General features: G+C 74.1%; 20 protein-coding genes and 1 pseudogene. 12 read left to right on the top strand and 9 right to left on the bottom strand.

Annotation, left to right across the window (positions count from 1 at the left end; all coding sequences use genetic code 11):
• The first annotated feature begins 113 nt into the window (after positions 1-113).
• On the top strand, positions 114-1,397 hold the full coding sequence (locus ACZ52J_RS12105) for an NAD(P)/FAD-dependent oxidoreductase (RefSeq protein ID WP_465617922.1): 1,284 nt from the start codon (positions 114-116) through the stop codon (positions 1,395-1,397).
• 68 nt (positions 1,398-1,465) lie between these two features.
• Here the strand turns inward: ACZ52J_RS12105 and ACZ52J_RS12100 are convergent, their stop codons facing one another.
• On the bottom strand, positions 1,466-2,458 hold the full coding sequence (locus ACZ52J_RS12100) for a right-handed parallel beta-helix repeat-containing protein (protein ID WP_465617920.1): 993 nt from the start codon (positions 2,456-2,458) through the stop codon (positions 1,466-1,468).
• Positions 2,459-2,660: 202 nt separating this feature from the next.
• On the opposite strand from ACZ52J_RS12100, the gene ACZ52J_RS12095 reads away from it, so the two are divergent.
• Positions 2,661-3,077 (top strand): DUF3592 domain-containing protein, encoded by a 417-nt coding sequence (locus tag ACZ52J_RS12095; protein WP_465617918.1) that lies wholly within the window; start codon positions 2,661-2,663, stop codon positions 3,075-3,077.
• Positions 3,078-3,133: 56 nt separating this feature from the next.
• On the opposite strand, the gene ACZ52J_RS12090 is transcribed toward ACZ52J_RS12095, so the two are convergent.
• Entirely contained in the window at positions 3,134-4,225 is a 1,092-nt protein-coding gene (locus ACZ52J_RS12090) for a Clp protease N-terminal domain-containing protein (protein WP_465617916.1), read from the bottom strand.
• A 166-nt stretch (positions 4,226-4,391) separates the two neighbouring features.
• Between ACZ52J_RS12090 and ACZ52J_RS12085 the strand changes: the two genes are divergently transcribed.
• Positions 4,392-5,474 carry a S1C family serine protease gene (locus ACZ52J_RS12085; protein WP_465617914.1) on the top strand — a complete coding sequence of 361 codons (1,083 nt, stop codon included), beginning with the start codon at positions 4,392-4,394 and terminating at the stop codon, positions 5,472-5,474.
• Positions 5,475-5,775: 301 nt separating this feature from the next.
• On the top strand, positions 5,776-7,146 hold the full coding sequence (locus tag ACZ52J_RS12080) for a condensation domain-containing protein (RefSeq protein ID WP_465617912.1): 1,371 nt from the start codon (positions 5,776-5,778) through the stop codon (positions 7,144-7,146).
• Between the two features lie 83 nt (positions 7,147-7,229).
• On the opposite strand, the gene ACZ52J_RS12075 is transcribed toward ACZ52J_RS12080, so the two are convergent.
• Complete coding sequence (locus tag ACZ52J_RS12075) at positions 7,230-7,793, bottom strand: universal stress protein (RefSeq protein ID WP_465617910.1); 564 nt, start codon at positions 7,791-7,793, stop codon at positions 7,230-7,232.
• A 241-nt stretch (positions 7,794-8,034) separates the two neighbouring features.
• Between ACZ52J_RS12075 and ACZ52J_RS12070 the strand changes: the two genes are divergently transcribed.
• The 5 genes from ACZ52J_RS12070 (at position 8,035) to ACZ52J_RS12050 (ending at position 11,968) form a co-directional block, all read left to right on the top strand.
• A complete protein-coding gene (locus tag ACZ52J_RS12070) occupies positions 8,035-8,382 on the top strand; it encodes a GntR family transcriptional regulator (RefSeq protein WP_360493762.1) in 348 nt (115 codons plus the stop codon).
• Positions 8,379-9,431: a DUF1648 domain-containing protein gene (locus ACZ52J_RS12065; protein WP_465617907.1), complete on the top strand. Its 1,053-nt coding sequence runs from the start codon at positions 8,379-8,381 to the stop codon at positions 9,429-9,431. Before ACZ52J_RS12070 ends, ACZ52J_RS12065 begins: the two co-directional genes overlap by 4 nt.
• Positions 9,428-10,018 (top strand): hypothetical protein, encoded by a 591-nt coding sequence (locus ACZ52J_RS12060; protein WP_465617905.1) that lies wholly within the window; start codon positions 9,428-9,430, stop codon positions 10,016-10,018. Before ACZ52J_RS12065 ends, ACZ52J_RS12060 begins: the two co-directional genes overlap by 4 nt.
• A gap of 210 nt (positions 10,019-10,228) precedes the next feature.
• Positions 10,229-10,978 carry a hypothetical protein gene (locus ACZ52J_RS12055; protein WP_465617903.1) on the top strand — a complete coding sequence of 250 codons (750 nt, stop codon included), beginning with the start codon at positions 10,229-10,231 and terminating at the stop codon, positions 10,976-10,978.
• Positions 10,979-11,128: 150 nt separating this feature from the next.
• Complete coding sequence (locus ACZ52J_RS12050) at positions 11,129-11,968, top strand: SAM-dependent methyltransferase (RefSeq protein ID WP_465617901.1); 840 nt, start codon at positions 11,129-11,131, stop codon at positions 11,966-11,968.
• 23 nt (positions 11,969-11,991) lie between these two features.
• Here the strand turns inward: ACZ52J_RS12050 and ACZ52J_RS12045 are convergent, their stop codons facing one another.
• Both ACZ52J_RS12045 and ACZ52J_RS12040 read right to left on the bottom strand, forming a co-directional pair.
• Positions 11,992-12,672 (bottom strand): response regulator, encoded by a 681-nt coding sequence (locus ACZ52J_RS12045; protein ID WP_465617899.1) that lies wholly within the window; start codon positions 12,670-12,672, stop codon positions 11,992-11,994.
• Positions 12,669-13,922: a sensor histidine kinase gene (locus ACZ52J_RS12040; protein ID WP_465617897.1), complete on the bottom strand. Its 1,254-nt coding sequence runs from the start codon at positions 13,920-13,922 to the stop codon at positions 12,669-12,671. The genes ACZ52J_RS12045 and ACZ52J_RS12040 overlap by 4 nt, the downstream gene beginning before the upstream one ends.
• Positions 13,923-14,047: 125 nt before the next feature.
• On the opposite strand from ACZ52J_RS12040, the gene ACZ52J_RS12035 reads away from it, so the two are divergent.
• Together ACZ52J_RS12035 and ACZ52J_RS12030 are read left to right on the top strand one after the other, a co-directional pair.
• A complete protein-coding gene (locus ACZ52J_RS12035; protein ID WP_360493745.1) occupies positions 14,048-14,971 on the top strand; it encodes an ABC transporter ATP-binding protein in 924 nt (307 codons plus the stop codon).
• The gene (locus ACZ52J_RS12030) at positions 14,968-15,843 is read left to right on the top strand and encodes an ABC transporter permease subunit (RefSeq protein ID WP_465617895.1); all 876 of its coding nucleotides are present in this window, start codon (positions 14,968-14,970) and stop codon (positions 15,841-15,843) included. The genes ACZ52J_RS12035 and ACZ52J_RS12030 overlap by 4 nt, the downstream gene beginning before the upstream one ends.
• Positions 15,844-15,865: 22 nt before the next feature.
• On the opposite strand, the gene ACZ52J_RS12025 is transcribed toward ACZ52J_RS12030, so the two are convergent.
• The gene (locus tag ACZ52J_RS12025; RefSeq protein WP_465617893.1) at positions 15,866-16,507 is read right to left on the bottom strand and encodes a maleylpyruvate isomerase N-terminal domain-containing protein; all 642 of its coding nucleotides are present in this window, start codon (positions 16,505-16,507) and stop codon (positions 15,866-15,868) included.
• Positions 16,504-18,027 (bottom strand): MFS transporter, encoded by a 1,524-nt coding sequence (locus tag ACZ52J_RS12020; protein ID WP_465617891.1) that lies wholly within the window; start codon positions 18,025-18,027, stop codon positions 16,504-16,506. The genes ACZ52J_RS12025 and ACZ52J_RS12020 overlap by 4 nt, the downstream gene beginning before the upstream one ends.
• Positions 18,028-18,252: 225 nt before the next feature.
• Here ACZ52J_RS12020 and ACZ52J_RS12015 point away from each other — a divergent pair.
• Positions 18,253-18,783: pseudogene (locus ACZ52J_RS12015) on the top strand (MFS transporter); the annotation flags it as partial.
• Positions 18,784-18,888: 105 nt separating this feature from the next.
• Here ACZ52J_RS12015 and ACZ52J_RS12010 read toward each other — a convergent pair.
• Together ACZ52J_RS12010 and ACZ52J_RS12005 are read right to left on the bottom strand one after the other, a co-directional pair.
• Positions 18,889-19,674, bottom strand: a complete 786-nt coding sequence (locus tag ACZ52J_RS12010) for a hypothetical protein (RefSeq protein WP_465617889.1) — start codon at positions 19,672-19,674, stop codon at positions 18,889-18,891.
• Between the two features lie 116 nt (positions 19,675-19,790).
• A complete protein-coding gene (locus tag ACZ52J_RS12005) occupies positions 19,791-22,466 on the bottom strand; it encodes an SdrD B-like domain-containing protein (RefSeq protein WP_465617887.1) in 2,676 nt (891 codons plus the stop codon).
• Positions 22,467-22,946 lie beyond the last annotated feature (480 nt).

The following is a 22,946-nucleotide window of genomic DNA, read 5'->3' as shown; positions in this document are numbered from 1 at the left end:
GCGTTCACCCGTACGGGCGGGCGAGGCGCGGCGCGCCCGGCGCGGCCTCGACACACCACCCGGACGGCGGCAGGCTGACCCCGGATCCACGGCCGGAGAACGAGGAGTCGAGCATGGCGGGCACGGACAGCGGCACCACCGGAACCGGCGGCAGCACCGGGGCGGGCGGCGGGCAGGACCGCCCGATCGTCATCGTCGGCGCGTCCCTGGGCGGCGCGAAGGCCGCCGAGGCGCTGCGCGAGGCCGGGTACGAGGGCCGCATCGTCCTGATCGGCGAGGAGCACGAGCGCCCGTACGAGCGGCCGCCGTTGTCCAAGGGCTACCTGCTGGGCAAGACGCCCCGGGAGAAGATCTACGTCCACCCGCCGCAGTGGTACGCCGAGCACGACGTCACGCTGCGCCTGGGCACGGCGGTGTCCTCGATCGACCCGGCCGGGCACACCGTGACGCTCGCCGACGACGGCCGGGTGGAGTACGCGAAGCTGCTGCTGACCACCGGCTCGGTGCCGCGCCGCCTGCCGGTGCCGGGCGCCGACCAGGACGGCGTGCTCTACCTGCGCCGGGTCGACGACAGCGACCGGATCAAGGCGGTGCTGCGGCCGGGCGCCCGGATCGTGGTGATCGGCGCGGGCTGGATCGGCCTGGAGGTGGCGGCCGCGGCCCGCCAGGCGGGCGCCGAGGTGACGGTGCTGGAGGCGCTCGAACTGCCGCTGCTGCGGGTGCTCGGCCGGGAGGTCGCCCAGGTCTTCGCCGACCTGCACCGGGACCACGGCGTGGACCTGCGCTTCGGCGTCAAGGTGGCCGAACTGACCGGCGACGGCGGCACGGTGAACGGGGTGAAGCTCGCCGACGGGACGACGGTGGCGGCCGACGCGGTGGTGGTCGGCATCGGCATCGCCCCCGCCGCCGGGCTCGCCGAGGCGGCCGGACTGGAAGTCGACAACGGCATCAAGACCGACCGGCACCTGCGCACCTCGGACCCGGACGTGTACGCGGCCGGCGATGTCGCCAACGCCTACCACCCGCTGTTCGGCCGGCACATCCGGGTCGAGCACTGGGCCAACGCCCTCAACCAGCCGCAGACCGCCGCCCGCGCACTGCTCGGACAGCCGGACGCGGTGTACGACCGGGTCCCCTACTTCTTCACGGACCAGTACGACCTCGGCATGGAGTACGTCGGCTACGTCGAGCCGGACGGCTACGACCAGGTGGTCTTCCGCGGCGACCCGGCCACCCGCGAGTTCATCGCGTTCTGGCTGTCCGGCGGCCGGGTGCGCGCGGGGATGAACGTCAACGTCTGGGACGTCACCGACCCGATCCGCGAACTGGTCCGCTCGGGGCGGGTGGTGGACTCCAAGGCGCTGGCCGACCCGAACGTTCCGCTCGGCGAGCTGTAGCAGCTTCCTCCCGACCCCCGACCCCCGACCCCTCCGCCTCCCGCCCCTCCGACCCAGAGGTACAGCGGCTACCCCACCGGGACGCCGGGGTTCACCAGGCCCCGGCCCCCGGTGACGGTGTTGCCCGCGCCGATCGTCACCGTGCACGTCGCGGCGTCGTAGTCGGTCACGTCGATCGCGTACCGGTCCGCTCCGGTGGCGCCGGTGAGGTCGGAGTGGTTGCCCCGGAAGACCGTGCCGCAGCCCCAGCCCGGCCGGACGCTGTGGGTCTGGAAACCGTCATCGGTGGTGCGCCTGCCGGTGTTGTTCTCGATGACGTAGCCGTTGCCCTTCACGTCGACCCAGGAGTCGTCGTAGTTGCGGCCGGTGAGGCCGTCGCCGTCGAAGGAGTTGCCGGAGACCAGGCCGCCGGTGGTGCCCTCCTTGAGGTCGACGTTCTCGGCGCCGATGTTCGGGCCGAAGGTGTTGCCGACGATCTGCACGTGGTCGCTGCGGTCGGAGAGGGTGTTGGCGGTGCCGACGTAGACGCCCTCGCCCAGGCCGTCCCGGGCCAGGCCGGTGTCGTGGACGCGCGAGTCGCGCAGCGTGCCGTGGGCGCTGGAGTTGCGGAAGTGCACGCCCTCCATGGTGGTGTGGTGGACCGTGACGTCGTCCAGCACCACGTAGTTCGCGGCGTCCGCCACGATGCCCTTCTGGGCGCCGGTGACGGTCAGGCCGTGCACGGTCCAGTAGCTCGCGCCGTCGAGGTGGAGGCCGTAGCCGCCGCCGGTCGGGGTGGTGAGCACGGCCTTGGCCGAGCCGGTCAGGGTGATCCGGGCGGCGGCGGTGCCGGGCGCGGTGGCCTTGAAGCTGCCGGAGTAGGTGCCGTCGGCGAGCTGGATGGTCTGGCCGGGCGCGGCGGCCGCGAGGGCGGCCTGGAGCTGCTTGGCGGTGCCGACCTTGACGACGGTCGCGGCCGGGGCGGCCGGAGCCGCCGGTTCGGCCGTCGCGGCGGGGGCGGCGGCGCCGAGGGCGAGAGCGGTGAGGACGACGCCGAGGGCGCGGGGGGACTGCGGCTTCACGGACGGTGCTCCTTTCGGTGGTCGAGGCCGCTTGCTTCCTTCGTCAGCGACAGGGACATGCCACTACACAGTGGACTGGACCATTCCGGAGCGTCAAGAGTGCCGCCGGTGGGCGATACTGGGCTTCGGGGAACCCTCGGGCAGCTCCCGGGGGCCTCGGGCAGCCAGGGCAGCTCGGGGAATCGTCGGGCAGGGAGGCGCGGTGGGCGGGACGGCCGGGTTCGCCGTAGTGGTGTTCGGCGCGTTGGGCGGCGTGGTCGCCTACCTCGCCGGGATGGTCGGGCTGCGCGAGCTGCGACGCTTGCGCCGGGTCGGCGTCCCGGCGTCGGCACTGGTGCGCGCCCGCGCCTCGGGCCCGGAGGACCGCGCGCTGCCGCCGCGTCCGCTGCTGGAGTTCGAGACGGCCGACGGCCGGGTGGTCGAGGTCTTCTCCCCCGTGCCCTCCACCGCCCGCCACCCGCTGCCGGACGGCCGCTACGTGCGGGTCCGCTACGACCCGGCCGATCCCCGGCAGGTGCTGGTGGACGGGCGGGAGCGGGTGGGGCTGGAGTACGGGTTCCTCGCACTCGGGGTGTTGGCGGTGCTCGGCTCGATCGCCCTCGCCGCCACGGCGCTCTAGCAGTCCCGGTGCGCTCCGCGGGGCCCGGGCCCCGCGGAGCGCTTCGCCAACGGCGGCTACACCACGGGCTGACCCTCCGGCCGACCACCGGGCCCGCCCAGGGCCGCGCCCGGGCCCACGCCCAGGGCCTCGACCAGCCGCCGGGCCCGGGTGTCCTCGTCGAGCAGCATCCGCACCAGCGGGCCGGGCGCCGCGCCGGCCAGGTACGCCTCGACGGAACGCGGATCGGCCGGGAGGGCGACCGTCCCGGCGGTGACGGCCGCGCGGGCCCGGGCGTAGTCGAGGCCCGCCCGGGCGAGCAGCTCGCCGCCGGCGTCGTCCACGTCCGGCTGCGGTTGACGGCCCAGGACTTCGTGGACGGCCAGGAGGGCGAGCAGGACGTGCTCGGTACCGGGCGTCCGACGGCCGAGGCGCTGCGCCTGTTCGTCCGTCTCCAGCCGGATCCAGTCCGACGACGGTGCCGCCGGACCTGCCGCACGAGCCGTGCCGGGCTTCAACAACCTCTTCCAGAGCGGGCGTCGGTTCGACCGACGGCCGAGCAGCGCGTCCCGGGTGGGGAGCAGCAACGGGTCCAGCGCGGTCGGTGCGCCCGGCGCGGTCGGTGCGCCCGGCGCGGTCGGTGCGCCCGGCGCGGTCGGTGCGCCCGGCGCGGTCGGCACGCCCTCCGGCTGGGAAGGCGCCCCGTCCAGACGCTCCCGGACGGTCTGCGGTGCGACGCCCGCCGCGCGCAGCAGTTCGGCGGCGCGGGTGCGGTCGTCGGCGAGCAGGGCACGCAGGACGTGCTCGGCGGTGAGCTTCCGCTCGCCGCCGTGCCGGGCCGACGTCACCGCGGCGGACAGCGCGCGGGCGGCGGCGCCCGTCAGGACGAGGTCCGGGGCCCCGGCCGAACCGAGGACCTCCCGGGCGGGCACGCCCGCGCCGGCCTCGTCGTCCGCGCTCCGGTCGCCGCCGTCGCGGTCACGGTCGCGGTCTCGGTCTCGGTCGCGCAACAGCGCCCGCAGCGCGCTCTCCGTGACCCCGGCGGCCGCGAGGGCCGCACCGGCCGGGCCACCCGACCCCACCACCGCGGCCAGCAGGTGCTCCGTCCCGAGCCGGCCGCCGCGCGTAGTGCCGAGCGCGTGCCAGTCCGCTTCCAGCGTGGTCTCCATCGGACCCTCCCCACCCAGGTGGCTTTGCCCATACCATACGCCCGCTTTGCTTCTGCTTTATAGTCGCCCGCACGTCAAGTCGGCATCAGGAGCCGGTGGCGGAAGCATCGGCGGCGCACCGTTGTTGGAAGCGGGAGAGCCCGCGCCGGCGAAAGGGGTGAGCACCGTGGCCGACATCCTCCCCGGGCCCGAGCACGCCCCCAAGGACACACCTTCCGAGGACACACCCGCCGAGGGCGCACCCACTGCGGACGTACCCACTGCGGACGCGACCATCGAGGACGCAGCGGCGACGGACGACACAGCCGCCGAGGCGCTGGACGCCTACTCGCGGATCGTCACGACCGTGGCCGCCGCGGTGACGCCGCGCGTCGCCGCGCTCCAGGTCCCCCGGCGCGGCCGGGGCGGCTGGTTCAGCACCGCGCTCGGCTCGGCGGTGGTCTTCACCGACGACGGTTTCCTGCTCACGAACGCCCACGTCGTCGGCCACGCCGACGCCGGGACGCTGGCCTTCGCCGACGGCACCACCTCCCCCTTCCACACCATCGGCGCCGACCCGCTCTCCGACCTGGCCGTGCTGCGCGCCGACGGCCCGACCCCCACGCCGGTGCGGCTCGGCGAGGCCACCGCCCTGTGGGTCGGGCAGCTGGTCGTCGCCGTCGGCAACCCGCTCGGGCTGGCCGGGACGGTCACGGCGGGCGTGGTCAGCGCCCTCGGCCGCTCGCTCCCGGCCCGCTCCGGCAGCGCCGTGCGCGTCATCGACAACGTCATCCAGACCGACGCCGCCCTCAACCCCGGCAACTCCGGCGGCGCGCTGACCACCGCGAACGGCGAGGTCGTCGGGATCACCACGGCGGTGGCCGGCAACGGGCTGGGCCTGGCCGTCCCCATCGACGCCACCAGTCGGCAGATCATCGCCGCCCTGCTCGCCGAGGGCCGGATCCGCCGCGCCTACCTGGGCCTCGCCGGAGTGCCCGCCCCGCTGCCGCCCGCCCTGCGCCACCGCACCGGGCAGCACACCGGCCTGCGGATCGTCGAGGTGATCGCCGACGCCCCCGCCAGCCAGGCCGGACTGCACGAGGGCGACCTGCTGCTCACCGCCTCCGGAGAGCCGATGAGCAGCGCCCAGTCCCTGCAGCGCCTGATGCTGGCCGACGCGATCGGCCGCCCGCTGGCGCTCACGGTGCTGCGCAACGGGGCCCTGGTCGATGTCATCGCCGTCCCGAAGGAACTGCCGTCGGACGACTAGGAGTTGTCCGGGCGGGGTGGCGACGGCTCCGGGAGCGCACAGGTGCTCGGCCGGCACTATGACGGCAGTGCGCTCTCACACCACCGACTGCCACGTCGCGCCCCCAGCTCGCGCCCGAACGCCGTGCCGTTCCGTCGGCAGTGCCGGCGACGGCCCCCGCGCCCATCACCCGATCGGGCGAAGGCCGTACCCGGTGGCCGTATCCGATGACCGGCTGGGCCGGTTGGTACGGCATCGATTGGTAGGCCGGTGCGCGACTGCTGTGGACACCACCCGGCGACGACAGGCAGAAGAAGGCGGAATGCTCCAAATCTCAGTCGAGGACTCCGAGATCGACCCGGGCGAGGCCCATCGGTGGCACCTGGTCTCCCTGACCGGTGACGGGGAGCCAGCTCCGCGCCGGACGACCGGTTACAACCAGGCGAAACATTTCACCGTGGCGCAGCACGCCCAGAGCATCGACGAACCGATCCGGTCCTACGTCGCGGCCAGCTTCGAGCTCCCCGGACGGGTAGATCTGGACGCGCTGGAAGGAGCGTTTCTCCACCTGGTGCGCAGGCACGAGGTGCTCCGGGCGGTCTACCAGCCGCTCGGCGGGGACCTGGGCTGCGAGGTCCTGACGCCCGACGAGGTGGCCCTCAAGCACGACTACGTCGGCCCGCTGGAGACTCCCGCCGAGGTCACCGGGCACCTCCACGAGGCGTTCCGGGAGGTGGACACGCTCGCCTGGCCGCTGATCACGATGGGCGCGGTCGTGCGGCCGGAGTCGACCACGGTCTGGTTCTCGTGCGACCACCTCGTCACCGACGGCCTCTCCAGCGCGATCGCCGTCAACGACATCGCCACCGCCTACCGGGGCCTCGCTCAGGAGCAGGAGCCCGGCAGCTACCTGGAGTTCAGCCGCACCCAGCGCCGCGCCAACCGGGCGATGAACGCCGACGACGCGCGGCTGGACTACTGGCGGGCCTTCCGCGACCGCAACGACGGCCTGTTCCCGCGCTTCCCGCTCGACCTCGGGGTACGGCCCGGTCGGCTGTACGCGCCGCTGGCCAGTACCGAACGGCTGCTGACCGCCCGCCAGACCGAGGAGTTCGGCGCCGCCTGCCGGGCCCGTGGCGGGCGGCTGTCCATGGGACTGCTCGCGGGCGTCGCGCTCGCCCTGCGGCAGCTGGGCGGACCGGCGGAGTACCGGGGGCTGGTGCCGGTCAACGAGCGCGACCGGGGCGTCTACGCCGAGTCCATGGGGTGGTTCATCAACACCCTGCCGATCGAGTTCCCGGTCGGGGAGCGGGCCGGCTTCGCCGACGTGCTGACCGCTGCCCAGGACGCCTACGGGCGGGCGCAGGCCCACGCCGGAGTGCACTTCGTGAAGGCGTGGCGGCTGCTCGCCCCGGCCGAGTACGCGCGACTGCACTACTGGCCGCACGCGGTGAACTTCTTCTCCTACATCGACTTCCGCCGCCTGCCCGGTGCCGACCTGCACGCCGCCCAGCGGGCCCGGATGCACGTCTGGGTCTCCGGCTGCAACGGGCTCCTGCACTGGCTGCACCGCACCGACGACGGCCTGTTCGTCAACACCATCCACGTCGACACCCCACTGGCCCGGGACACCAACCGGGCCCTGCTGGACGGATTGGCCGGCGTGCTCACCGACATCGCTCAGCCGTTCTGACGGACGACCAGCCGTTCCGGCTCGGCGGTCGGGGCGGCGCGCCGCGTGCCGCCCGGGTGGGTCGAGGACATCCGTGCCGCCGACTACCGCTTCGCCGGGAGGAGTTCGGGCGCCGGGCCGACCGGCAGGTGCCGGCGGGACCGGCGGTGGATCGCCTCCAGCTCGCGCAGTTCGGCGAGCAGTTCGGGCACCGGTACGGTCAGCACCGGGCAGCCCGCCGCCCGCACGAAGTACGCGGACACCGGGCGCCGCAGCCCGCGGCGCCGCAGGCCTCCGCTCTGCCCGAGGACCAGCAGGTCACCGGGCCGGTCGGCGAGGTGGACCAGCGCGGGGCCGGTCTCGCCGCGGATCACCACCGGGCGCAGCGGCACCCCGGGGTCGGCGCCGCCGAAGGCCGCGTCGAGGGCCTCGTGCAGGCGCTGTTCGGCGGCTTCCCGGAGGGCCGCGAGCAGCGGCGGGCAGGGCGAGCGCCGGTAGCCGTGCTCACCGCCGGGGGGCTCCCAGGCCAGCACCGGCAGCAGTTCCGCACCCCGTGCCCGCGCCTCGGCCACCCCGCGGTGGAGGGCCGCCAGGCTCCCCAGCGACCCGCTGACTCCGACCAGCACCCTGGGTGCCCCGCCGTCCTGGTGTCGCCCGTTGCCGTGCATGATCCGTCCTCGTGTCGTGGTGGCCTTACAGCTCCACCCAACCGTCGGCCCGGGCGTCCGCCGGCCCTTCTTGATGCCTCCCTGACGCCCGACGCGACGATCCCAACGCCGCCCATACGCCGTCCGTTCGGCGCGGGTGTGCGGGCCGGCCGAGGCCGGGCGGAGGCAGCCCGGACCGCCCGGATCACCATGGATCCCCGGGTCGGCAGAAAACGCCCATGGTGCTAGTGTCATTAGCACCATGTTGCTGAAGCTGGACATCGGAGACGCCCGGCCCCTGCACGAGCAGGTGGCGGGCGCGATCCGCCGAGCCGTCGCCGAGGGCGAGTGCGCCCCCGGGGACAAGCTGCCACCCGCCCGGGAGCTGTCCCGGGCGCTCGGCGTGAACACCAACACCGTGCTGCGCGGACTGCGCACCCTGCGGGACGAAGGGGTACTGGAGTTCCGCCGGGGCCGTGGCATCACGATCGCCACCGGCGCCGACACCCGCGCCGAAATCGCTGATCGCGTACGGCAGTTGGTCGACGACGCGGCCCGGGCCGGCTACAGCACGAACGATCTCGTGGACATGATCAGGGGGATGTCGTGAGGGACGAGGGGCCCATAGCGAAGGGGCACCGGGAGAAGGGGCACCGAGAGGGGCACCAACCGGGGGGCCGGGGCGCGCTCTGGGGCGCGGCGGCCTGGTCGGTCGGCGTACTGGCGCTGCTGGTCGCGCTGCCGCTGGCGGCGCGCCACCGGCTGCCGGACCCGCTGGCCACCCATTGGGGCGGACGGGACCCGGACGGTTCGATGTCACTGACGGGGGCCGCGCTGTTCCCGGCGGGACTCTGGCTGGTCCTGGTGCTGGTCTCCGCGCTGCTGCAGCGGTACTGCGCCGAGCGGTCGCCCGGCTGCGGGGCGGCGACACTGGCGGCCGGCGGGGTGCTCCTGACGGGGGCGCAGACCGCCGTCGTGCACGCCAACCTGGACCGCGCCCGCTGGCAGGACGCCGCGCCGATGGGCATCGAGGTGGTCCTGGTCCTGGTGGCCACGGCCGCCGCCGGGGCGCTGGCCTGGCTGGCGGGCCGCCGGTTCGGGGGCCGGGCCGAGGAGCGTCCGGCGGCCGGGGCGCCGGCGCTGGACGTGCCGGCGGGCGAGCGGTTCGTCTGGCTCTCGCGGGCCGCGAACCCGTGGCTGCAGCTGCTGGCCGCCGTGCTCGGGCTGGTCGCGGTGGCGGGTGTGCTGGCGGCCGCGAGCGGGCTGACCGCGCTGGACTGGGCGATCGTCCTGCCGTTCGCGTTCCCCGCCGTCGCCGTCCTCGCCTGCTCCTCGGTGCAGGCGCGGGTGACCGCCCGGGGCCTGACGGTCGGCTTCGGCCCGTTCGGCCGGCCCGCCCGGCACTGGTCCCCCGCCGAGCTCGAGTCGGCGCGGGTCGAGGTGCGCACACCCGCCCAGGCCGGCGGCTGGGGCTACCGGATCAGCCGCCTGGGCACCACCGTTATGCTGCGCCGGGGCACCTGCCTGGTGGTCCACACCCGCAAGGGCACGGACTTCGCGGTCAGCGTCGACGACGCCGACCGCGGCGCGGCCCTGCTCAACTCCCTGATCGCCAAGGCCGGACCGCCGGCCGTGAACCACGGAGGCGATCGCCGATGATCGATTCCCTCACCGCCTTCACCGTCGCCATCGACTACGGGCGGGCCCACACCACCTTCCTGGTGCACGCCGACGGCTCGCCCGGGCCGGTGGCCCGGATGCACAAGGACGCGGCCTACGACCACAGCGCGCCGTACCAGGTCTTCGCCGGGCCCGGACTCGGGCAACTCATCGGCCACGTCAACAACTTCTCCGCCATAGGGGCCGACCGGACGCTGATCGGCCGGGTCGGCCACCGCTCGCGGTCCTGGCGGCACGACGTGTGGACCTTCGACCAGAACGGCCTCACCGTCCTGGAGGGCGAACCCGTCGGCCTCGCCAACAAGGCGCGGGGCAGCCTTCCCCTGCTCGGCAGCGGCGTGGTCGATGCCGCCCTCCCCTTCGAGCTGCGCTACCGGTCGGCCGAGTCGGCGGGCTTCGAACTGACCCGTCACGCCGGGGTGCGGGCGACCTACGCCGTCCGGATCCACGATCCGCGGATCTCCCGGCTCCTGGTCCTGGCCTGCGTCGCCCACTTCAACACGTACGGCACCGCCGACCTCCGCAAGTCCATGGTGGACGTGACCGCCAACCCCCTCAAGGCCTGAGAACGGTCCGACGGCCGACAGCCCCGGCGTGGTCCGCCCACGCCGGGGCTGTCGGCTGTCCGGCCGTCGACTGTCGGGACGTCGGCCTGTCGAGCTGTCGAGCTGTCGAGCTGTCGAGCTGTCGGAAAACCTTCCGGCCCGCGAGGTGCCCCCACCTGCCGGAACGGGTACACCAGGTGACAGCCGCTCTCGAAAGGCAAGGAGGCGTCCGTGACTCATGACTCACGCGCGCAGCAGGCTTCGGACACCCGGCGGGGTGTCCAGGACGAACGGACCGTCACGTTTCTCCGTCTCGGCGTCGGGCTGATCGGCATTCTGCTGCCGCCGGCCCTGCCGTTCGGCAACTGGCTGGCCGCCGAGGTGACGGGGCGCAGTACGGACGGCTTCTGGCCGGGCTCGATGAGCGCCTCGTACTACACCGACACGCGGAACGTCTTCGTCGGCTCCCTGTGCGCGCTCGGAGTGTTCCTGATCTGCTACCGCTTCGACCGCCGGGACGACCGCTGGAGCACGGCGGCCGGGCTCTTCGCGATCGGGGTCGCGCTGTGCCCGACGTCGCCGGACGGCGCGTCGGACGTCCGGCGGACCATCGGGGTGTTCCACCTGGTCTTCGCGAGCCTGCTGTTCGTGATGCTGGCGATGTTCTGCCTCTACTCCTTCCGCAATCCCCGGTCCACCCAACCGGCCCGGGTGAGCGCGGCCTACCTGGTGGCCGGGGTGCTGATCCTGGTCGCCCTGGTGCTCTCCGTCGCGGCCGGGGCGACGGGGATCGGTGCCGACTGGTCGGTGCGGCCGCTGTTCCTGTGCGAGTGGCTGGCGACGTGGTCCTTCGGTGCGGCCTGGATCGGGGCCGCGCTCGAACTCGCCGCGCACCGCCGGGGCGGTTCCGACCCGGCGGCCGTCCCCCGGCAGCCGGGCGGCGCGCTGGTGGAGCCGAGCCTGCCGGAGGCCCCGGCCTGAGAGCCAAGCCGGAGAACCAGGCTGAGGGCCAGACCTGAGGGCCAGAGCCGAGGGTTCGTCATCTCGTCATACCGATCGACCGTTACCATGCGCACCAAGGGCAGCCACCACGGCGGCCGGTGACGGGTTCCCAGCAACGGGAGGGCGAGCATGGCGAACGAGGTCCGGGCGGAACGCGGTCCGCAGGAGCACTACCCGTCGATGGACCTGCGGATGGACGTCCCGCACTCCGCCCGGGTCTACGACTACCTCATCGGCGGCAAGACCAACTTCGAGGCGGACCGGGTCGCCGCGCACGCCTCGGTCCGGGCCTGGCCGTCGCTGCCGATCTCGATGCGGACCACCCGCGACTTCATGCAGCGCTCGGTGCGCCACCTCGCCGAGCAGTACGGCGTACGGCAGTTCCTGGACATCGGCACCGGCATCCCCACCTCGCCGAACGTGCACGAGGTCGCGCAGGCGGTCGCGCCCGAGGCCCGGGTCGCGTACGTGGACAACGACCCGATCGTGCTGAACCACGCGCGGGCGCTGATGTCCAGCACGCCCGAGGGCCGCACCTGTTACGTGGACGCCGACTTCCGCGACCCGGAGTCGATCATCAACAACCGCCGGCTGCGCGAGGTGCTCGACCTCTCCCAGCCGGTGGCGCTGTCGCTGATCGCGATCGTCCACCTGGTGCTGGACGAGGACGACCCGCAGGGCATCGTTCGCCGCTTCATGGCCACCCTGGCGCCCGGCAGCGTCCTCGCCCTGACGGTGTTCACCGGCGACACCGACCCGGTCGGCGTGGGCGGCGTCGGCCGGGAGTACAACGCGCGCGGCATCCCGCTGCAGATCCGCGACAAGGCCGAGACGGAGGCCTTCTTCGACGGCTTCGAGCTGCTCGACCCGGGCGTCACGCTGGTCCACCACTGGCGCCCGGACGCCGACGCCGCACCCGTGCGCGACCAGGACATCGCGATGTACGCGGGCGTGGCGATCAAGCGCTGAGCGGCCGTCAGCGGCGGGCCCGGTCACCCGGGGACGGAGACCAGGCCCGCCTCGTAGGCCAGGATGACCAGTTGCACCCGGTCGCGGGCGTCGAGCTTGGCGAGCAGCCGGGTCATGTAGGTCTTGACGGTGGCGATGCTGAGCACCAGTTCGGCGGCGATCTCGGTGTTGGACAGGCCGCGGCCGACCAGGGTGAGGATCTCCCGCTCCCGGTCGGTGATCGCCTCCAGCCGGCGGAGGGCTGCGCCCCGCTCGGCGGGGCCGGGCACCCGCTCGGGCGGCCGGGCGCCGGCGAACGCGCCGATCAGCCGCCGGGTGACGCTCGGCGCGATCAGGGCGTCCCCGGCGGCGACCACCCGCACCGCTCCCAGGATGTCCTCCAGCGCCATGTCCTTGACCAGGAACCCGGACGCCCCGGCGTGCAGCGCCGCGTAGACGTGCTCGTCCTCGTCGAAGGTGGTGAGCACGACCACCCTGGTCGGGCCGCCGGCGGCGGTCACCAGCCGGGTGGCCTCGATGCCGTCCATACCGGGCATCCGGATGTCCATCACGACGACGTCCGGGCGCAGTTCGGCGGCGAGCCGGACGGCCTCGGTCCCGGTGCCCGCCTCGCCGACCACCTCGACGTCGGTGGTCTCCGTGATGACCATCTCGAGCGCGGCCCGCACCAGTGGCTGGTCGTCGGCCAGCACGACCCTGATCATGCGCCCGCCTCCCCCGCGAGCGCGGCGGCGAGAACCGGCACCGGCCCGGGCACCGGCACCGGCACCGGCAGCGTGGCCGCAACCCGGAAGCCGCCGTCGGCGCGCGGCCCGGCGGCGAACTCGCCGTGCAGCAGGGCGACCCGCTCGCGCAGCCCGGCCAGCCCGAAGCCACTGCCCGTGCCCGTGCCGTGCCCCCGGCCCCGCCCCCGGCCCCGCCCCCGGTCGGTGACCTCGACGGACAGCTCCCCCGCCGTCCGGTGGTCGACGGAGACCTCGCAGGCGTCGGCGTCCGCGTGCCGGACCACGTTGGTGACCGACTCCTGGATGATCCGGAACGCTGCGAGGTCGATCTCCGGCGGCAGCGGCCTCTGTTCGCCGTGCCGCCGGACCTCCACCCGGACGCCCGCCTCGGTGGTCGCCCCGGCCAGCCGGTCGAGGTCGGCCAGGCCCTGCGGGGCGGTGGCCGAGGCCTCGCCGTCGGCCCGGCGCAGGACGACGAGCATCCGGCGCAGCGCGGCCAGGGTGTCCCGCCCGGCGGTCTCGATCTCGCCCAGCGCCGCCTTGGCGCGCTCGGGCCGGCTGTCGATGACCCGGCGGGCGGCGCCGGCCTGCAGCGCGACGATGCCGAGGCTGTGCGCGACGGTGTCGTGCATCTCCCGGGCGATCCGCAGCCGTTCGGCGGTGACCGCCTCCGCGGCCGCCCGGCTGCTCAACGCCTCGGCGTGCTCCCGGTTCTGCCGCACCGTACGCCCGACCAGCCAGGCGACCAGCGCGAGCAGTGCGGCGCCGTCGGCGGAGCCGATGTGGGTGCCGGTGAAGATCCCGACGGTGTTGCCGTGGACCAGGCCGATGTGCAGCACCAGGAAACCCATGACCAGGGCGAACGCGGCCCGCGAGGTGCGGCGCGACCGGGTGGCGGTGATCAGGCAGAGCGCGGTGTCCACGGCGACCAGCGCGCCGGGCGGCACCTGGGTGCCCCCGGCCCAGCCGTCGGTCTCCGTCCAGGTGGCGATCAGCAGCAGGGCGACCGACAGCACCGGCAGCCGGCGCACCAGCGCGGCGCCGGTGAAGGCCACCGCCGTGTCGGCCAGGGTGAACGCCCATCCGCCGTGCGCGGCGGCGCCGTGGTGCTGCGCGGCGTCACCGCCGAGCCGGACGGCGGGGTAGGCGGCGGCCACGCACCAGGCGAGCCCGACCCAGATCTCGGGCGGGACGCGCCGGAACAGCGGCGGCTTGGGGGTCGAGGACATGGTTCAAGATCGTAACCACGGGCCGGTGAGCCGTCATCCACCCGTGGTTGTACGGCCGGGGGGTGACCGCACTGTCGACGCCGGTCCGATGCGGCGCCACCCGCTTTCCCGGCACCGTGGAGCCCATGATCGAAGTCACCGAGCTGACGAAGCTCTACGGCCGCGGCAACGCCCGCCGGACCGCCGTCGACCGTCTCACCTTCACCGTCCGCCCCGGCCATGTCACCGGCTTCCTCGGCCCCAACGGCGCGGGCAAGTCCACCACCCTGCGGCTGGTCCTCGGCCTGAACGACCCCACCACCGGCACCGTCACCGTCGACGGCCACACCTTCCGCGGCCGCCCGCGCGGCCTGCGCCACGTCGGCGCGCTGCTCGACGCGGGCGACGTCCACGGCGGGCGCACCGGCCGGGCCCATCTGCGGGCGCTGGCCCGGAGCAACGCGGTCCCGGCCGCGCGGGTCGAGGAGGTCCTGGCGGAGGTCGGGCTCACCGAGGCCGCCGGGCGGCGGATCGGCGGCTACTCGCTGGGCATGAAGCAGCGGCTCGGCATCGCGGGCGCGCTGCTCGGCGACCCGCCGGTGCTGCTCTTCGACGAGCCGCTGAACGGGCTGGACCCGGAGGGCGTGCTGTGGGTGCGCGGACTGTTCCGCCGCCTTGCCGCCGAGGGGCGGACGGTGTTCGTCTCCAGCCACATGATGGCGGAGATGGAGCACACCGCCGACCGCCTGGTGGTGATCGGACGCGGACGGCTGATCGCCGACGAGAGCCTCACCGAGTTCGCCGCCCGCGCGGGCCGGGCCGCCGTCACCGTCCGGGCCGCCGAACCCGACCGGCTGGCCGCCGTGTTGGCGGCCGCGGGCGCCACCGTACGCCCCGGCCCGGACGGCGCCCTCGCGGTGACCGGCCTGGACGCCACCCGGATCGGCGAACTCGCCCTGGAACAGCGCCTGTTGCTGCACGCCCTGACCGACCGCGGCGCCTCCCTGGAGGAGGCGTTCATGGAACTGACCGCCGACAGCGTCGAGTACCTCGCCGGAGAGCCCCGATGACCAGCACGACCGCGAACAGCACAAGCACGAACAGCACCGCGACCGCCCACGCCATGACCGCCCGCGCCGAACCGCGCGCCCGGTTCGGCGACCTGCTCGCCGCCGAGTGGATCAAGTTCTGGTCGCTGCGCTCGATCCCGTGGGTGCTCGGCCTGAGCACCCTGGCCGTCGTCGCCGCCAACCTCAGGTCCGCCCAGTACACCCACGACCACTCCACGCCGGGCGAGGGTGACCCCGTCATGATGGCGCAGGTCGCGCTGAACGCCGCCTTCGGCATGGCCTCCGCCGACATCCTGATGCTCGTCGGGGGCGCGATCGGCGCGATCGTCATCGCGGGCGAGTACGCGACGGGGATGATCCGCACGACCCTGGCGGCCGTGCCGGACCGCCGGGCGGTGCTGGTGGCCAAGGCGTGCGTGCTGACGGCCGTGATGCTCGGCTTCGGCGTGCTCAGCGTCGGTGTCTCCTTCGGCGCCACCCAGGCGATCCTGTCCGATGTCGGCATCGGACAGTCCCTCACCGACCCCGCCGCCTTCCGGTACGTCGCGGCGGCCGTCCTGTTCGGTCCGGTGTGCGCGCTGGTCGGGCTCGGCCTCGGCACGCTGATCCGGCACAGCGCGGGCGCGGTGGTGGGCACGGTCGTGGTGCTGTTCTTCGTCCCGTCCCTCGTCACCGAGCGCTACCGCTGGACGGCCGACCTGCTGCACGCCCTGCCGCTGCCCGCCTGGCAGCGTCTCGCCCGGACCACCCTGGCGGGCCAGCGCCCGAGCGAGTACCCACCCACCGTCGCGGGCTCCTGGATCACCTTCGCGGCCTGGTCGCTCGCCTCGGTGGTGATCGCGGCGGTCGTGATCCGGCGCCGGGACCACTGAGGGCCGAGGGCCCGGGGACGGCTCAGAACGCCGCGATGCTCCCCGGCGCCCGCTCGGCCCGGCTGAGCGCCCGCAGCACGTCCACCCACCCGTGCCGGCGGACGGCCAGCCGGGCCAGCAGGCCGGCCACGGCGTCGGCCGTCTCCGGCGGGAGTCCGGGGGTCGGAACGCCGACACTGACCGCCAAGTCGTCGGCGTGGACGGCCAGTTCCATCGTCCGGGTCGCCAGCAGGTCGTCGAGGGTGAGCGACCAGGGCCCCCAGAACGGCAGCCGGGCCGACCGGGCGCCGTCCGCCGCGGCGAGGGCGGCCGTCAGGTCCGCGACCGCTCCGGCGACCCGGCGGTGCAGTGCCGCCGGCCCGTCGGCGGCGAACGCCTCGCTGCCCTGCCGGATCCGCACGTTGATGTCCGCGTCGAGCGCCGCGCCGACCCACGCCACCCGGGCGTAGTGGTCCAGCAGGCCGACCGTCTCCTCGGCCGGCGCCGCGGCGGCCAAGGCCTCGGGCACGCACAGCACCTGATAGGCCAGGTGCCCGGCCAGCCCGCCGACGCTCCACTGCGCCAGCGCGCTCGGCCGGCGCCACGCCTCGGCCACCTCCGGGCGGCGCAGCAACTGCTCGGCCGCGCGGGCCGCGGCCAGGAAGTCCGTTCGGGCATCGGTCACGACCCACTCCCTACCGCGCCGCGCCGGTTCGGAAACCGCCCCGACACCGTGTCCGCCACCGCGACCAGCAACGCCGCCAGCACCAGGCCCGCCGCGACCGCCACGCCCAACTGGAAGGCCGTCGCCCAGTCCGGGTGGCGGCCGCGGGCATGGGCGAAGAACACCGAGCCGACGACCGCGATGCCCACCGCCGAGCCGACCCGCTGCGCGGTCTGCAGCACGCCGCCCGCGCTGCCCGCCCGGGCAACCGGAACCTGCTGGAGGGTCAGCGTCTGGTTCGGGGCGATCACCAGCCCGCTGCCCACCCCGGCGACCAGCAACGGCAGCGCCGTCGTCCAGCCCACCCGGGGCCCCGACCACAGCTGCACCGCGAGTGCCGAGGCCAGCAGCCCGCCCAGCACCAGCAGCAGCCCGGCCACCACCAGCCGTCGGCCGAGCCGGCTCACCAACCGCCCGCCGACCGCCGCGGCCACCCCCGAGCCGACCGCGAACGGGGTGATCGCCAGGCCCGCCGCCAGCGCCGAGTAGTGCAGTCCGGCCTGCAGGTACAGCGTGAAGATGAAGAAGATCGCGGTGAACCCGGCGAAGTACACCAGCGACAGCAGCACCCCCGCCGCGTACGGGCGCACCGCGAACAGCGCCATGCTCACCAGCGGTTCGTGCCGCCGCCCGTAGTACACCTCCCAGCCGACGAAGGCCGCGAGCAGCACCGCCGCCACCGGCAGCAGCAGCCAGCGGGCCGGGCTGTGCCACTGCTGTTCCTGGACGAACGGCAGCAGCAGCGCGACCGTGCCGGCGCCGAGCAGCACCACCCCGACCGGGTCGAAGTCGCGGTGCCCGGCCCGCTCGGCGGCCGGCGGGGGCGGCGGGAGCAGCCGGTAGGCGATCGGCAGGGCGGCGACGCCGATCGGCAGGTTGACCAGGAACACCCACCGCCAGCCGTCCTGCGGGCCGAACAGGTGGATCAGCAGCCCGCCGAGCAGCGGCCCGACGGCGGTGGACAGCCCGATGGTGGCGCCGAGCGCGCCGAAGGCCCGGCCGCGGTCGGCGCCCTGGAAGAGGGTCTGGATGAAGCCGGACACCTGCGGCACGAGCACACCGCCCGCCGCGCCCTGGAACAGCCGGGCCAGCACCAGCCACTCCTGGTTCTGCGCCGCGCCGGCCAGCGCGCTGGCCGCGGTGAACAGGGCGAGCCCGGCGAGGAAGACGGCCCGCCGGCTGCGCGCGTCGCCGAGCCGCCCGGACGGGACGAGCACCAGGCCGAAGGCCAGCGCGTAGCCGCTGAGCACCCACTGCAGGCCGCTCTCCGACATGTGCAGCCCGGCCCGTACGGTCGGCAGGGCGACGTTGACGATGCTGACGTCCAGCAGGGTCATGAACCCGGCGACCAGGCAGACCGCGAGCGCCCGCCAGCGCCGCGCGGTGGCCCGCCCGCCCGCGGCGGAGGCACCGGGCGGCTCCGGGGCCGGGTCCGGTTCCGGGTCCGGGTGCGCGGAGGTGGGCGGGGGGTGGGGGGTCATGGGAGCCTCTTCCCGGTGTCCGGGGCGGCCTGCGGCCCGACCGGTCGTCGGCCGGCGTCGCTCGGCTCATCGTCGCGCTGCCCACCTTGGGCCGCCACCCGGGCCGCCACCCGCCGTCCTTGCACTCACTCATGCACGCAGTCCTTCATGCCGTCCCTGTGCCGTCCCTCACTCGAACGGCCGAACCGGATCGCGGTCGGCGCCCGCACCCCAGAGGCTGACGGCATGACCGTCGCCACCGAGAGCCCGCCGTCCGCCCCGCCGGTGCTGGACCTCCGGCAGCGAAACGTCGTCTTCGCCACGATCGTGCTCGGCATGCTGCTGGCCGCCCTCGACCAGACCATCGTCGGCACCGCGCTGCCCACCATCGTCGCGGACCTCGGAGGGGCCGCGCACATGTCCTGGGTGGTGACGGCCTATCTGCTGGCCGAGACGGTCGCCACCGTGCCGGCCGGCAAGTTCGGCGACCTGTACGGGCGCAAGCTGCTGTTCCAGGCCTCGGCGATCGTCTTCGTCTGCGGCTCCTTCCTGTGCGGGCTGGCCACCAACATGACCCTGCTGATCGCCTGGCGGGCGGTGCAGGGCCTCGGCGCGGGCGGCCTGATGGTCACCGCCATGGCGCTGATCGCCGACGTCATCCCGCTGCGCGAACGCGGCAAGTACCAGGGCGCGATCGGCGCGGTGTTCGGCGTGGCCACGGTGATCGGGCCGTTGCTGGGCGGGCTGTTCACCGACCACCTGTCCTGGCGCTGGGCCAACGCGTCTCCTTCCCTGCGGTGTTTCTCCCCCAGAGCATGCGGCCATACGGCCATGCGGCCATGCGAACGGACGGCCGATCTCTCGGAGACGGCCACGGCGGCGTCAGCCGGCCAGCCATGGCGCCTCGGGGAGCTTGGCGCCGTCGGCGTGGCCGGAGAACTCCGCCGTGGTCGGCGCGCCCAGGCCCGGCATCCGCATGGTCACCCGCCGCAGTGTGCCGTCGCCGTCGACCCAGTACGTCAGCGGCGACCGTCCGCCGTCGGGTGCGGAGCCCTGGGCGCGCGGCCCGGCGAAGCGGTCGTAGCCGCGGCCGTCGATCCGGTCCCGGCCCAGCCAGCGCGCCCCGGACTGGGCGAGCAGCAGCGGGTTGTCGGGGCGGTCGGCACCGAGCTGGACCACCAGGCTGAGTCCGGCGTCCAGGGGGTCCGCGGTGTAGGAGCGCGGTGACCAGCCCGGCCGCGGCACGTGCTCGGCCTGCTGCCAGGGCGGGTCGTCGACGCCGGCCGGCTCGGGGGCCAGCCCGAGACCGCCGGTGTCCCAGACGATCAGGCCGTGGTCGAGCGGCCCGCTCGCCCCGGTGGTCCGGTAGCGGCCCACACCCCGGTGGGTGCGGTAGTCCACGACACCCTCGACCCGGATGGTGACGCCCCCGCCCTCGGTGGCCGTGAGCGTCATCCCCACCGGGCCGGCCTGGTAGAGGTTCAGCCGCGAGAGCGCCAGCCGGGAGGCCTCGTCGGTGGTCACCGGGCGTTCGGCGGTCTCGTCGGAGACCGTCCGGTAGACGACCAGGCCACCCGCCGCGGTGCCGCACACCACGATCGCGATCAGGGTCCTCAGCCGGACGGCCCGACGCTGCCTGCGGCCGTCGGCCTTCGTCTTCCGGGGCATGCGGGTGCTCTTTCTCCTCGGTCGGTCACGACAGTCGGGCGGGTCCGGGGACCATCGGTCCGCGAACCCGCCCGATCGGGCCCGGCGCGGGTCTCCCCGCCTCGGGCTCCTGGGTGTCAGCCGTGCTGGCCGCGCTGGGCGGCCTTGCGCCTACGGACCACCAGCACCAGTGCCGTGCCGAAGGCGATCAGTGCCGCCGCGCTGGTCAGGGCGATCGGCATCCCCTCGCCCGCACCGGTGTTGGGCAGGTGCCCGGGTGCGGGGCCCGGCGGGGCAGGCGGTACCGGAGCCGCCGTCGTCGGCTCCGGGGTCGGAGTCGGCGTCGGCGTCTCGGTCGGGGTGGGTGTCGGCGTCGGCGTGGGGATCAGCTTGTTGACGGCCGTCACCTCCACGCCGGCATCGAGGTTCGCCGAGGTCAGCACCAGCGGCCCGAAGACCGTGATCTCCGGCGCGGCGTAGCCCGCGGGCGGGCTCAGCTCCTGCCAGTAGTACGACCCCGGCAGCCCGGTGCCCTGGCAGAGGCCGTCGGCACCGGTCGTACAGGGCGCACCGACCTTGGCGTCGGGCTTGTCGCCGGTCGACTGCAGCCCGTCCGTCCCGTTGGTCTCGTGCCACAGCTGGAACGTGGCGCCGGCCAGCGGTTTGCCGTCCTGGTCGTGCTTGACCAGGCGCAGCGCGCCCTCCTGCCGGCGGAAGCCGAAGTCGAAGCTGTGGTCGTTCTCGCCCGGTCCGCCGGTGGTCAGTGCCCGTTCCGGATACTTCCCGCCGGACGGGACGACACCGTCGGAGTCGACGAAGCGGTTGTCGCCGACGTCGTGTTCGGTCGGCACCCACTGGAAGAGGGGGCCGTCCTTGGCGTAGTCCGCCGGGTTGTCCAGCTTGATCGTGTACTTGGTCCTCGGCTTGAGGCCGCCGTCGACGTTGCTGTCGTCGAAGTAGTACTCGCCGCGGGTGGTCGTCTTGGTGGTGCCGACGAGCTTCCCCGACTCGTCGTACAGGTGGACGGTGGCCCCAGGCACCGGGCGCTGGCCCGGCAGTTGGAGGCCGCTGCGCTCGGGGTCGTACCAGACCCGGTTGCCGATCTGCAGCGGCGCCTGGTCGCAGAGGACTTCGAGGTCGCCCATCGCGGCGCCCTTGCCGAACGGCGGGACCGGCCCGACGGGGTTGAGCCGCACGCCGCCGTCGGCCTTGCCGTCGCGCTGGACGAAGGCGGTGCCGTAGCCGAAGGCCATGCCGTTGCTGTCGTAGCCCGAGGTCGCGATGGAGTTCTCGACCTTCGAGAACGCCATCCCGGCATTCGCGGCGTTGTTGTGGCCGAGGCGGTTGTTGTCGAAGACCCGGGTGCCCCGGGTCGTGATTCCGCAGCCCTTGTTGGTGTCCAGCACGTACATGCCGTTCACCGGGCAGGCCTTGTTGAGGTCACCGCCGGACAGGACGGTGGCCATCGTGCCGGCCGTCGGTCCGGCCGCCGACTGGTCGCCGAAGCGGTCCCGGAAGGCGATCAGCATCGAGCCGTCGGTCTCGAACGCGATCTCGGCCAACTCCGGCTCGGGGTTGGCCATGTAGCTGGTGCAGGCCTGGCCGTTCTGGGTGGCCGGGTAGGTGTCCTGCCACGGGAACCAGGCGGTGCCGGGGCACGTCCCGCCGACCGTGGCGCCGCGCGGGTAGTCGAGCGGCTGGTCCAGCACGGCCTTCTTGAACGCGCCGGTGGCCGGGTCGAACGGCAGCACCACGGCGCGCAGGTCCGAGGCCTTGCCGGTGGACTCGCCCGAGCAGACGCCGCCGAGGAAGCCGGTGCCGTCCTGGAGGCCGAGGCCGTACGGACGCCAGTCCCCGGCCGCCGGGCAGCCCGGGTCGGGGATCGGGTAGGCGGCCTTCGGCTCGGCCGCCGTCGGCGCGGTGGCGTCGTAGCGGTAGAGCTTGCGGTCGTTGAGGTTGACGACGAACAGGTCCTTGCCGTCGTCGGTGACCTTGATGGCGCCGAGGCTCTCCTTGCCCACCGCGGCCAGGAAGGCGTCGTCGTTGCCCGGGCCGTGCGGAGTGGTGCCCGCGTCCGGGACGGTGGCGAACAGCGTGGTCTTCTTCTGCGCCGGGTCGGTCACGTAGATCGCGCCGGGGCCACCCGGGCCGTAACTCGTGCTCCGCTTGGCCTGGGCCGAGGAGAACACCCGCCGGTCGGCCCGGTTCCAGGCGATGCCGTAGAGGTTGCCGGTCTGTTCGGCCGTGGCCAGGTCGGTCACGGTCACGTCGGTGCCGGCCACGCCCCGGGAGCTGTACGGGTAGGACACCAGCGTGTGCTGGGCCCCGCCCTCCCGGGTGGCCGGCTGACAGGTCGACACCAGCGGCGCGTTCTTCTGGCAGTAGTCGCCCGGGTTCCACAGCCCGGTGGTGAGTTCCGCCTTCTTGCCGCCGGTGAGGTCGACGAACTCCTCGTTGGAGCTGAGCTGGTTGGGCGCGCCCGTCAGTCCCTGGCGTGAGGCGAAGGCCGGGAAGAGCACGCCCGGCTTCGGATTCACCACCTGCACGCGGTACTTGCCACCGGTCGCCTTGCTCGCGGCCGGTGCGAGCGTCACCGTGCCGTCGGCTGCCGTGGTGCCCTCGATGCCGGCACCGGAGTCGTCGGTGAGCGTCACCTTCACGCCCGCCATGCCCGGCTCCAGCACGGGCGTCCACACCCCGCTGGTGTCGACGGCCCGGATCACCCGGACCGTGACCGTGCCGTCGCCGGTCTGCGGAAACGCCGACGGGGCCACCGCCAGCGAGCAGGCGCCGATCGCGACGGCGAGTGCCACCGCGCCGCCTGCGGTTCGACGGCCGATCCCACCCGGTCGCCACCGGTCCGGGCCGCGCGCGGCACCGGCTGGTCGTTCACTTGTCGTCGTCATCCCTGCTCTCATCGTCAAGTTGAGCATCATCACGTTGGGCATCACCAGTGGGGGCCTGCCGCCCGACCTCGCGAGGGAGCTCGTGAGTGGCGGAAAGCCGCCATTGTTAACGGGAGCTTAAAGCGGCCTCACGGAAGTTCGCAGGAAAACAAGGAACTTTGACGAGGTATCAGGCGTTTCGACGGCCGTCGCACCAACCCGCTTCCCTTTCGATACCGGAGCGCTGACCTGCGGAGAAGGCGCTCCCGGAGCCCCGGCGCCACTCCCGGGCGCCGCATGCACCTGTCGACAATCGAACACAGGACCTGCCGCGCCTGCACACACCATGCCCCAACTCGCGCACCCCACGGGCAACTTCCGCACCATCACGGCCGCCCCGGTGCGGCC

The organism is Kitasatospora sp. NPDC034035 (assembly GCF_055575755.1).
The sequence above is the reverse complement of the archived record's forward strand: the minus strand, read 5'-3'. Positions and strand labels throughout refer to the sequence as shown.